The 11637-nt window shown below is 65.1% G+C and carries 11 protein-coding genes; 8 read left to right on the top strand and 3 right to left on the bottom strand.

Features of this window, described 5'->3' with window-relative positions:
* Positions 1 to 11 precede the first annotated feature (11 nt).
* Positions 12 to 2177 carry an acyl-CoA dehydrogenase gene (locus A5688_RS17245; protein WP_067911878.1) on the top strand — a complete coding sequence of 722 codons (2166 nt, stop codon included), beginning with the start codon at positions 12 to 14 and terminating at the stop codon, positions 2175 to 2177.
* Between the two features lie 17 nt (positions 2178 to 2194).
* Here A5688_RS17245 and A5688_RS17240 read toward each other — a convergent pair whose 3' ends face one another.
* Positions 2195 to 2608 (bottom strand): Zn-ribbon domain-containing OB-fold protein, encoded by a 414-nt coding sequence (locus A5688_RS17240; RefSeq protein ID WP_067911876.1) that lies wholly within the window; start codon positions 2606 to 2608, stop codon positions 2195 to 2197.
* Between the two features lie 45 nt (positions 2609 to 2653).
* Between A5688_RS17240 and A5688_RS17235 the strand changes: the two genes are divergently transcribed.
* The 5 genes from A5688_RS17235 to A5688_RS17215 are packed head-to-tail and all read left to right on the top strand — an operon-like array spanning position 2654 to position 8259.
* A complete protein-coding gene (locus tag A5688_RS17235) occupies positions 2654 to 3799 on the top strand; it encodes a thiolase family protein (protein WP_067911966.1) in 1146 nt (381 codons plus the stop codon).
* Positions 3793 to 5352 (top strand): class I adenylate-forming enzyme family protein, encoded by a 1560-nt coding sequence (locus tag A5688_RS17230; RefSeq protein ID WP_082955123.1) that lies wholly within the window; start codon positions 3793 to 3795, stop codon positions 5350 to 5352. Before A5688_RS17235 ends, A5688_RS17230 begins: the two co-directional genes overlap by 7 nt.
* 15 nt (positions 5353 to 5367) lie before the next feature.
* Positions 5368 to 6222, top strand: coding sequence for a mycofactocin-coupled SDR family oxidoreductase (locus A5688_RS17225; protein WP_067911873.1), 855 nt, complete (start codon positions 5368 to 5370; stop codon positions 6220 to 6222).
* A 10-nt stretch (positions 6223 to 6232) separates the two neighbouring features.
* Positions 6233 to 7237, top strand: a complete 1005-nt coding sequence (locus A5688_RS17220) for an LLM class flavin-dependent oxidoreductase (protein WP_067911871.1) — start codon at positions 6233 to 6235, stop codon at positions 7235 to 7237.
* Positions 7234 to 8259, top strand: a complete 1026-nt coding sequence (locus A5688_RS17215) for a spirocyclase AveC family protein (RefSeq protein ID WP_165607482.1) — start codon at positions 7234 to 7236, stop codon at positions 8257 to 8259. Before A5688_RS17220 ends, A5688_RS17215 begins: the two co-directional genes overlap by 4 nt.
* 19 nt (positions 8260 to 8278) lie before the next feature.
* Here the strand turns inward: A5688_RS17215 and A5688_RS17210 are convergent, their stop codons facing one another.
* Positions 8279 to 8854 carry a TetR/AcrR family transcriptional regulator gene (locus A5688_RS17210; protein WP_067911868.1) on the bottom strand — a complete coding sequence of 192 codons (576 nt, stop codon included), beginning with the start codon at positions 8852 to 8854 and terminating at the stop codon, positions 8279 to 8281.
* Positions 8855 to 9001: 147 nt separating this feature from the next.
* Between A5688_RS17210 and A5688_RS17205 the strand changes: the two genes are divergently transcribed.
* Positions 9002 to 9961, top strand: coding sequence for an oxygenase MpaB family protein (locus A5688_RS17205; protein ID WP_067911865.1), 960 nt, complete (start codon positions 9002 to 9004; stop codon positions 9959 to 9961).
* Here the strand turns inward: A5688_RS17205 and A5688_RS17200 are convergent.
* A complete protein-coding gene (locus tag A5688_RS17200) occupies positions 9958 to 10548 on the bottom strand; it encodes a TetR/AcrR family transcriptional regulator (protein ID WP_067911863.1) in 591 nt (196 codons plus the stop codon). The two genes, A5688_RS17205 and A5688_RS17200, sit on opposite strands and share 4 nt — an antisense overlap.
* A gap of 117 nt (positions 10549 to 10665) precedes the next feature.
* Between A5688_RS17200 and A5688_RS17195 the strand changes: the two genes are divergently transcribed.
* Entirely contained in the window at positions 10666 to 11634 is a 969-nt protein-coding gene (locus tag A5688_RS17195; protein ID WP_082955122.1) for an oxygenase MpaB family protein, read from the top strand.
* Positions 11635 to 11637 lie beyond the last annotated feature (3 nt).

Genomic DNA, 11637 nt, shown 5'->3' with positions numbered 1-11637 from the left:
GCGCAGGACCGTTGGGTATCGCAATCACCGAAGACCACCGGGAACTGGCGGGCGTTGCCCGGTCGTTCCTGGAAGCACGCAAGGCACGGGACGCCGCCCGGACGCTGCTCGATGCCAAAGATGAAGCGCAGCCCTCGTTTTGGAGTGAGCTGGCCGGATTGGGCTGGCTGGGTTTGCATATCGACGAGGAATACGGTGGCGCCGGTTGCGGTCTGCTGGAACTGGTCACGGTCGTGGAAGAATTCGGCCGCGCCAATGCCCCCGGGTCTTTCGTCCCGACGGTGACCGCATCGGCGGTTATCTCCGCAGCCGGTAACCAGACCCAGCGGGCGCGTTGGCTTCCCGGTCTGGTCGACGGGTCGGTGACCGCCGCGGTCGGCGTCGGGTCGTCGGTGACCGTCGACGGCAACCGTTTCTCCGGTGATGCCGGCCTGGTGGTGGGAGCCGGACTGGCGGATCTACTGCTGCTGACGGTGGGCGAAGACATCATCGCGGTCAGGCCGAGCACCGGCGGGGTAACTGTCGAGGTCCCGGCCAATCTCGATCCCACCCGCCGGGCGGGGCGGGTCGTACTCGCCGATGTCGAGTTGACCGGCGACGAGGTCCTGCCCGGTGCCGCCGCGGTGGCCAGATCGCTGGCCCGCACCATCTTCGCCGCCGAAGCGGTTGGGGGAGCACAGGACTGCGTGGACCGCGCGGTGGACTATGCCAAGGTGCGTGAGCAGTTCGGCCGCACCATCGGAACGTTCCAGGCCGTCAAACACCACGCGGCGAACATGCTCGTCGCCGCCGAATCGGCCACCGCCACGGTGTGGGATGCCGCCCGCGCTGCCGGCGACGGTGACGATGAGTTCGCGCTAATGGCCACATGTGCTGCCACCCTTGCCTTTTCGGCCTACGTGCACAATGCCGAGCTGAACATCCAGCTCCACGGCGGCATCGGATTCACCTGGGAGCACGACGCGCATCTGCACCTGCGCCGGTCGCTGGTGCTGCGCGGGTTGTTCGGCGGTCGCGATGCACCGACCGGGGTGTACGAGCTGACCGCTAAGGGCGTGATCCGGGAGAATTCGATCGACCTGCCACCGGAGGCCGAGGCGCTGCGCACCGAGGTGCGCGCCGAGCTCGCGTCCTGGTCCGGTCTGGACGAGGCCGCGCTGACCGATCGGATGATCGAGACCGGATATGTGATGCCGCACTGGCCCAAACCGTGGGGCCGTGCCGCGGATGCGGTGGAACAGTTGGTGATCGAACAGGAGATGGCCGAGGCTGCGGTCAAGCGCCCGGATTACGGCATCACCGGCTGGGTGATCCTGACGCTGATCCAGCACGGCAGCCCTGAGCAGATCGAGCGCTACGTCAACCCCGCGCTGCGCAAGGAGGAGGTGTGGTGCCAGCTGTTCTCCGAGCCGGGCGCCGGTTCGGATGCCGCGGCGGTGAGCACCAAGGCCGTCCGTACCGACGGTGGTTGGATCATCAACGGGCAGAAAGTCTGGACCAGCGGTGCCCAGCACTGCAAGCTCGGTCTGGCGACGGTGCGCACCAATCCGGACGCGGCCAAGCACAAGGGTATCACCACGGTGATCATCGATATGACCGCCGACGGTGTCGAGGTTCGGCCGCTGCGGCAGATCACCGGTGGTTCGGAGTTCAACGAGGTGTTCTTCACCGACGTGTTCGTCCCGGACTCCGATGTGGTCGGGCAACCCAATGAGGGGTGGACCGTGGCCCGGGCGACACTGGGCAATGAGCGCGTCAGCATCGGTGGCGGGGCGGCCGGCGCGCAGGGGGCGGCCAGTGTGATCGTGGATCTGACCCAGCGCTACCCCGAGGGGGTGGCCGGCGCACCGGAGCGGGCCGGCAGGTTCATCGCCGAGGACCATGCGTTGCGTCTGCTCAACCTGCGGCGGGCCGCGCGCAGTGTGGCCGGGGCCGAGCCGGGCCCGGAGGGCAACGTCACCAAGCTCCTGATCGCCGAGCACGTGGTCAAACGGGCTGGGCTGTCGGCGGAGTTGTTCGGGCCAGATATCGCGGTGCTGACGGCGCCGGCCAAGGTGACCGGCCTGCTGGTGCTGGGTTCACGCGGCATGACGATCGCCGGTGGCACCTCCGAGGTCACCCGCAACCAGATCGCCGAGCGCATCCTCGGTCTGCCGCGGGACCCGCTGATCAAATGAGGCGTGCGGCGGGGTGTTCAGGCCGGTGCGAACACCGGCACGAACGTCTCGCCGTGCTCCTCGAACCGAACCCGAAGCGCCATACCGGATTTCAACGAGTCGGGATCACAGTCGACCAGATTGGCGACCAGGCGCAGGCCGGGCTGCTCCACGAGCTCGACCAAAGCGATGACGAAGGGTGTTGGTACTGCTGGATGGAACTGCTGATGCGCCACGGTATAGCTGAACAGGGTGGCTTCCCCGCTGACCGCGACAAAGGTCAGATCCTGGCCACAGTGCGCGCAATTGCGCTGCGGCGGGTAGACATACCGCCGGCACGCCTCGCACCGCGCGATGTGCAGCTCCCCGTCGGCACCGCCGGCCCAGTAGGGCCGGGTTTCATCGGTGATCTCGGGCAGGATCCGGGGCGCGAAAGGGCGCACAGTAGTCATTGCTAAATAGTACACTCATTTAATACATTGTCGTTGGAGGAACTGATGGTTGAGCCAGCGGGATCCGCTCCGGTGATCTCGGGGACCGGGATCTCCCAGATCGGACGGCGCACCGGCATCGCTGCCGCGGACCTCACGGTGCAGGCCGCCGCCGCAGCAATCGCCGATGCGGGGCTGACCGCTGCCGACATCGACGGCATCATCACTCTCGGCGACACCCCGGCGGCCGAGGCCGCTGCACTGCTGGGCGTCGCAAGCCCAGGGGATTTCGGGGCAGCGCTGGGATCAGCGGGACTGCTCACGCCGGTAGCGCAGGCCGCGGCGACGGTAGCGCAGGGCCGGGCCCGCCACATCTTGGTCTACCGGACCGTGCAGATGATGGGCGGTACCGTCGATAAACCGAACAAGGGACAGATCGTTCCGCCGGCCATGGCCGACGTCGGATATCTACTTGCCGCACATGCCTATTCGGCCGCCAATTGGCTGGCAATGCACTGCCGCAGGCACATGGATCTGTACGGCACCACCAAGGAACAGCTCGGCTGGGTGGCGATCAACGCGCGCCGCAATGCGGCCCGCAATCCGTTGGCCGTGTACCGCGACCCGATCACCATGGACGATTATCTGAACGCGAGGCCGGTCTCCACCCCGCTCGGTCTGCTGGACTGCGATGTGCCGGTCGACGGATCCATCGCCGTGGTGATCTCGGCCGGACGGTACCGTGACGATGCCCCCAACGGTGCCGTCGCCATCGAGTCGACCGGCGGTTCCCCGGGCGCCGGCGGGTGGTTCGGCCGCGCGGATTATCCGCAGATGGCCGCTACGGATGCTGCCGCGGACATGTGGTCGAAGACGACGCTCAAACCTGGTGATGTCGACCTGGTCGAGCTCTACGACGGGTTCAGCTTCTTGACCTTGGCGTGGCTGGAGGCGCTCGGGTTCTGTGGACCCGGTGAATCCGGACCGTTCGTCGACGGTGGCCGACGCATCGCGCCCGACGGCGAGCTTCCGCTCAACACCTATGGTGGACAACTGTCGGCCGGCCGGATGCACGGTTACTGGGTGCTGCACGAGGCCTGTCAGCAGCTGCGGGGACATGCCGGACCGACAGCATTGGCGAAACGCCCTGAGGTGGCGGTGGTTTCGGCCGGCGGCGGTCCGATCGCGGGATGTGTGCTGCTGTCATGCTGACCCAGACCAGCCCCGACACATTGGTCGGGATACCCGTCGAGATCGTCCGGACCGCCGCCGCGCATGCGGACACCGCGGTGCAGGTGCACAGCGAGGTCAACCCGTACGCCGGCACGCTCGGGGATCTTTTCGAGGAAAGTCGAAGGGTGGCGTCATCGCTGGTGGCGCTGGGCATCCGGCCCGGTGATGTGGTGGCCATCCAATTGCCTAACTGGCGGGAGTGCTTCACCGCGCATGCCGCGATCTGGCTCGCCGGTGCGGTGGCATTGCCCATCGTGCCGATCTACGGTCCCGCCGAAGTCGCTTTCATCGCAGGCCAATCCGGTGCGCGGGCGCTGATTGTGGCCCGCGAACTGCGCAAGCGGGATGCCGCAACCACGCTGTCGGCGCTGGCCGATGTGCCCGGCTTGCAACACCACATCGTGGTCGGGCCCGCGCTGCCGGGAACGCTGTCCTATGCAGAGCTTGCTGCTGCCGCGGCACCGGGATTCACCCCGATCACCGGCGACGACCCGAACCAGCGCTGCCTGCTGGTGTACACCTCCGGCACTACTGCCGAGCCGAAGGGTGTCCAGCACACTCATGCCAGCCTGTTGGGTGAGATCGCTGCGATGGATGAAATGCGTTCGGCGGGACCGGATCGCACCACACTTTCGGTTTTTCCGTCAGGGCATATCGCGGGCACGCTCGGCATTCTGCGGATGTTGTGCCGGGGCGACACCACCATCGCGATGGACGCCTGGAACGCCGAACAGGCCGCCAAGCTCATCGACCGGCACGCGGTGAGTTCCTCCGGGGGTGCGCCGATCCACCTCAACGGCATCCTGGATATCGCCGCACGCGATGGGCTCGATCTGTCCAGCCTGCGTGAATACGTCACGGGCGCCGCGGGAGTGGCCGGCACCCTGATTCGTCGGGCCTACGAATTCGGCGTCGGCGCGTTCCGCTGCTATGGCTCCTCGGAACACCCGACGATCAGCTCGGGGCGGCCGGAGGATCCGCTGGACAAGCGGGCCGACACCGATGGCGGCATCTGCCCGGGTACCGAGATCAGGATCGTCGGCGACGACGGACGTGAGGTGGCCCCCGGCGAGCCCGGTGAGATCCTGACCCGCGGTCCCGAAATGTTCACCAGCTACACCAATGCCGAGTACACCCGGGCCAGCATGGTCGACGGCTGGTTCCACACCGGTGACGTCGGGCGGCTGGATCCCGATGGATATCTCACGATCACCGACCGCAAGAAGGACATCATCGTCCGGGGTGGGGAGAACATCTCCTCCAAGGAGGTGGAGGATGTGCTCAGCGCACATCCGGCGATTGCCGAGGCCGCTGCGATCGGCGCACCCGACGAAACCTATGGCGAACGGGTCTGCGCGTTCGTGGTCGTCAACGCCGGGACTAGCTTCGACATCTCCGATGCCGCAGCGCATTTCGCCGAGTGTGGGCTGGCGCGCCAGAAGACCCCGGAGCGCATCGTGGTGGTCTCCGAGCTGCCGCGTACTGCGAGCGGAAAAGTTCAAAAGCACGTTCTGCGAAACCAATTGAAATAGCGGGAAGGAACCGAAATGGGCAGAGTTGACGGCAAGGTGGCCCTGGTCACCGGTGGGGCGCGCGGTCAGGGCCGGCGGCACGCGGTGCGGTTGGCCGAGGAAGGTGCCGATGTCATTCTGTTCGATATCTGCGCCGACATCGAACACAACGACTACCCGATGGCCACCACCCATGACCTCGACGAGGCGACCCGGGAGGTCGAGAAGTCGGGCCACCGCGTCGTCTCGGCCGCCGTCGACGTCCGGGATCGCGCCGCGCTGGAGACCGCGCTGGCCTCGGCGGTCACCGAACTGGGCAAGCTCGACGTCGTGGTCGCCAACGCCGGTATCTGTCCACTTGGCATTGACCAGCCGATCGGCGCTTTTGTCAACGCTTTTGACGTCGACTTCGGCGGTGTGATCAACACCGTGCACGCAGCGCTGCGATATCTGACCGCCGGTGCATCAGTGATCACCGTCGGCTCGGTTGCCGGACTGCTGGCCGAGAAGGCAGGACCGGGTTCGGCCATGGGCCCGCAAGGTGCCGGTGGCGCCGGGTATAACCTGGCCAAACAGTTCATCGACAAGTACACCTTGGCGCTGGCTGGCCAACTGTCACCGTTATCCATCCGCGCCAACGTGATTCACCCGACCAACGTCAACACTGCGATGCTGCACAACGAGCCGATGTACAAGATGTTCCGGCCCGATCTGGAACACCCGGGCATCGACGATGCGCTGCCGGTCTTCCCGCTGATGCAGGGCATGCCGATTCCCTACGTGGAGCCCGAGGACATCTCCCATGCGGTGTGCTACTTGGCCTCCGACGAGTCGCGGTATGTCACCGGCGTGCAGCTCAAGGTCGACGCCGGCGCGACCCTGAAATTCTGAGAGGACCGCGATGAAGTGGGGAATGCCCTGGCCCGGAGCTGAACTCGCGCAGCAGTGCGAGAGCGCCGGCGCAGTGGCATTCTGCTCCGGAGAATTCGCGGACACCGGCGCGTACGTGACGGCCACCGAGATGGCGCGCATGACAACCACTGCCAGGTCGGGGCCCGGCATCGCCTATGCGTTCGCCCGGTCCCCGTTCGTGCACGCGTCCTCGGTCCGAAGTCTCAACAAGATCGCGCCGGGCCGGGTGTTCCTGGGCCTCGGGGCGGGCACGGCCCGGATGAACCGGGATTGGTTCGGGGTGGACTCCAGCCATCCGGCCCGACGGATGGCCGAACTCGTCACCTGTATCCGCGCCTTCCTGGAGGCCGAGAACGATGAGAAGATCACCTTCGACGGTGAATTTTACTCGCTCAACGCCCATATCCGCGCACCGGTATTGGGCCGAATCGATGTTCCGATTGTGTTGGGCGCCTTTAACAAGCACATGATCCGTACCGCCGGGCGGGTCGCCGACGGAGTGCTGGGCCATCCGCTGTTCACCGACCGCTGGTGGACCGAGATGATCGAGCCCCAGCTCGCCGTCGGCGCGGCTGACCGCGGCCGTGACGTCACCGACCTGCACCGCTGGGGCTGGATCACCACCGCGATCGACGATGACGATCCTGAGCGCGCGATCGCGGATGCCAAGCGCCAGATCGCCTTCGAATTGACTGCCAGGACCTATGACTCCCTGGTGGCCCTGCACGGCTGGGACGACGAGGTCGCCGCCATTCGCACCGAGTTTGCCGGTGGAGGTCTCCGTCAACTCGGCAAGCACGTATCCGACGACATGCTGTGGTCGATCGCGGTGTGTGGTGACACCGCGCAAGCCACCGAGATGCTGGCGGCGCGCGAACGACTGCCCGACATCGGGTTCCTGTCTTCCCCGGGCTTTCTCGTGAGTCCACGGCGCCGCAGACAGTACGGCGCGCACATTGGCGAACTTTTCGGACGGATTGGAGCTGTGCAGTGACCGCAGATCAGGTGAGCAGGACCGCCTCCGAGAATTTGGACCGCCTTTGGGTGGGTGCCAAAGATTCACCCCCGATCGTCTGGCTGGCCCGACTCGGCGCGGTGTTCGTGGTCTTCCAGACGTATGTGTACCTGCGCTGGATCTTCTCGGACAAGTTCGCGCCCGCACCGAACGGGCCCGACCGGATACCCGGTTCGACGATGGCCTGGATCCGGTTCTGGGAGATCGGCTGCCTGGTGCTCGGGGTCGGTCTGTTCTGGTGGATCATCCGAAAGTTCCGCCGCGACCGGCAATTTCCCACGCTCGGGGTGTTCGTCTTCGCCTGGCTGCTGGCCGCCTGGCAGGATGTCGGCGTCAACGCCGTGCGGCCGGTGTTCGGCTATAACGGCGGCTTCTTCAACATGGGTACCTGGGGAGAGTTCATTCCCGGCTGGGTGGAGAAGGGGCCGGAGAACCCGCAGCCCCTCATCTATTTCCTTGCCAGCTATATCGTGCTCACCCCGCTGTCCATCATGGGTATCGACAAATTGATCGAGACCGTGCGCAAGCGGTTCCCCCGTATCAACAAGGCCGGCGTGATCGTGTTCATGATCGGGCTGTTCACCGTGCTGTGCATGGGGTGCGAGCAGTTCTTCCTCCGGATCGGCGCGTGGCACTACCTGCGCGTCGACTCCGACTGGTCGATATTCCCCGGCACCATGCACCAGTTCCCGCTCTACGAGGGCATCTTTTTCGGCGGTGTGGTCACCGTGCTATCCATCGGCGTCTACTGCTTCCGGGATAACGACGGAATGATGTTGACCGACAAGGGTAGCGAGCAGCTCAGCAAAACACGGTGGTTGCCGCTGGTGCGGATCCTGGCCCTGACCGCGGTGTTCAACCTGATCATGATGGTGTTCATGTTGGGCTTTAACTTCGTCAACGCGCATGCCGATGTGCAACCAACAGAGCACGTTCCGAGCTACGTGCATCACGGGATGTGCGGAATCGATCCCAACCCGTCGTGCCCGCCGTTACCGTGACAGCGGGGGCAGTCGGTAGTCAATCGAGCCGATTGAGGCCGCCGGCGAGCAGGCCCGATGAGGCGAACTTCAGTCCGCTGCGCAGCTCGTCGAGTCGGATCGGGTCGTCGGCTTCGATGTAGCGCAGGGTGGTTGCCACCGCCATGTTGAAGAACAACCAGGCCAGCGCTTTTGGAGTGAGTTCGTCGCGGTACTGGTCGCGGTAGTGGTTCATGTGCAGGGTCGACATCGCCACTAGGGTGGCGTTCAAGCCGGAGATGTTCTCTATCGTCCGGACGTGATGTGGACGTTCCGCCAAGTATCTGATCAGGCTGCGATTGGCGATTGTCAGGTCGATGAGAATATCGATGGAAGCCGCCATCGCGGCCGCCGGTTGGTCCAGCGTGACGGTACGCAACATCTCCTCAACGGCCGGTGCCTGCTCGGCGGCCAGGCGTTCGACGGCGGCGTCGAGGATGTCGTGTTTGTCGGAAAAGTATTGGTAGATCGACCCTTTGCTGATGCCGGCCTTTTCGGCGATCAGGTTGGTGGTGATCTGAGCGGGCTCGGTGGTCCGTAGTAAGGCCGCCGTCGTCCCCACTATTTTTGCGACCATGTCGCGGGAGCGTTGCTGTTGCGGTGGCTTGCGCCGCCCTGAGCTGCGGTTACTCATGTTCAAACAGCATCCCTTCGCGACTTGAATGCGACCTGATGGTCAGATTACCGTCGCGGTCATCCCCTCGACAGGAGGCGCTCGAAACTCATGACCGCAACTTCGCACATCGACGTCCAGGCCCCGACCGATGCTGTCGCCGATCCTGACACACCCGAACTCGTCCCACCGGACTCGCTGACCGCAGAGCACACCGGACGGTGGACCTTCCTCATCGTCGAAGGTGCGGCATTCATGATGCAGGCGATGCACCCCGTCATCGCCGAGGTGACCGGCCGCTATTCGGCTGCGTTCCAGGGTGATTCGGGGGGCCGTGCAATACGTTCCATCGATTCGGTGTTGCGCTGGACCTATGGCGGCACCGAGGCAGTGGCCGAGGGCAACCGGGTCCGCGCCATGCACAAGCCCATGACGATGAAGAGCGAGGCGACCGGCAAGCAGATCAGCGCGCTGAATCCGGAGGCGTACCAATGGGTGATCGTCACCGGCTATCTGGTGAACGCGCAAGGCGGCCGGTTGTTGATCGGGCGCGAGTTCACCGACGCGGAGAAGGCCGAACTCGTCCGGGACAACCGCAGGCTGGCACGACTGCTCCACGTGCCGATGCGCGGCTATCCCGAGACCGATCAGGAGATGACCGAGTACTTCGAGGCCATGATCGACACGCTGCAACCGACTCCGCAGGCGATGCGGCTGATGGACGACCTCGTCACCGGGCAGCTGGAGTTGGGGCCGTCGGTGCCCAGGGTGCTCTACAGGCTGGTCCGGGCGCTGTTGCGACCCGCCATGCGGCTCAACTATCTGTCGATCGTCGGCTTGCTGGACCCGCGCCTTCGGGCAAAGCTCGGTGTCAACTGGAGTGCGGCGGAGGAACGTCAACTGCAGCGCATCTACCGCGGGATCCGCATCGCGTACCGCGTGCTCCCAGACCGGCTCACCTACTTCCCGCTGGCGTATCACGCACGCAAACATCACCAATGCATGGAGAGGATGAAGGAACGTCAGAAGAAGTCGTACGCCTACCGGGTTCCGGGCGCGATCGCTCCCTAGCCCGGCAATCGAGTCGAGCCCGGCTCGGACATCGACAGCGCGACGAAAGTCGTGAGGAGTCGGCTTAATTCGTCGATGAAGACATCCCGCTCGATCGGGGGTTGGTCGAGCACGTAGCGGGCGGTGATCTGCTGTAGCGCCTGGATCGACATCCATTCCGTTGCAGAGCGTTGCGCGAACGGTATGGCGTCGGTGAGGGCGGCCCGATAACCGAGTGCCATGTCCATGGCCCGTCGCTCAATGCTCCTGATCTCGGCCGACCCGCCCAGGCGTGGCATTTGTTCGACGAGCACGCGGGCGAGCTCACGGTTGCGCTCGGTGGCGTCGAGCACTGCGCCGACGACGTAACGGATCTGAGTGCTCGGCTCGCCGCGGGGCATCTCGGCGAGGGCGGCCGCGAGTTCGCCGGCCACCTTTTCGATCATGCGTTCCACCGCCGCGGCGATGATGGCGTCCTTGTTCGGAAAATACTGATACAGGCTGCCCGGACTGATGTCCGCCTCGGTGGCAATGCGATAGGTCGACACGCCGTCGTAGCCCGACACGGACAGTATGCGAGCGCACGCGTCCAAGATCTTCTCGACCATCTGCCTGGAGCGTTCCTGGCGGGGTATTTTGCGTGGTAGCTGACGTGCCACGGGACACCTCCGGACGGGATTAAACGCGACTATTTTGCGAGTAACTACTCGCGTTAACGTGGGGTCATGGTAACCGCTTCCGCCGCTACCGCCGCGCAGAAGGTCAGTTTCGGTGCGCGCATGCTGGACCGGATGTTCGAACCGACCCGGCGGGAGTTCTTCAAGACCGTGCAATTCACCGAACCGGCGGGCGACCCTGGCTGGTTCGGTCCGGACAGCGCGGTCTGGTACGTGTACTCGCATCTGCCTACGGTGCAGATCGCCATGGCCGCGGCGGCGATGATGGAGACGCTGCACCCCACGCAGGCCTGGATGGCCTACGAGCACACCAGGGCCATCGAACGAGACGCCGACGGTGTGCCGACCGGCAACATTGACGACGAGGCGATCGTCTCGCGGGGCGGCCACACGCTGTCGTTCTTCTACGGCACCGCGATGGGGCCGACAGCGGTCGCCGAAAAGGTGAGTAAAACCGTCTACGGGATCCACGAACATATCTACGGAACCCGGCCCGACGGTGTCTCGTACCGGGCCAATGATCCGGATCTGCTGTGCTGGAATTACTGCACCCAGGCGTGGGCGCTGGCCGAGTCGCATACCCGGTTCCACCCGAATCCGCTGAAAGGGGAGCGGCTGGAACAGTTCTTCTCCGAATACGCCCGGATGGCGATCGAAATCGGCTCGGCGCCGCCACCGACCACCAAGTCCGGGGTGGACGAATACCTGGCGGACTCGGTGCCTCGACTCGGGGTGACCATGCCGACGGTCGAACTCCTCAATCCGTTGGCGCCGTGGCGTTATCCGCGCCATCAGCGTCCGCTGTACTCGGTGATCTATTGGGCCGTGCAGGACATGCATCCGGAGTGGGCACAAAAGCTGATGAACACCCCGAAGCTCACGCCGTTGGGACGGGTGGCCCGCCGGGCCGCACTCAAGGCGATGCTCAACTCCGCCGGTGAGGACCCGGCCATCCTGGAAGTCCGGCAGGCCCGCGCCCGGGCCGCCGCGCGTCAACCCGTCACCGCCGAAAACTAAGGA

This window comes from Mycobacterium mantenii (assembly GCF_001667865.1).
GTDB classification, from domain to species: Bacteria; Actinomycetota; Actinomycetes; order Mycobacteriales; family Mycobacteriaceae; genus Mycobacterium; species Mycobacterium mantenii_A.
This window is presented reverse-complemented; position numbering and strand designations above follow the sequence as displayed.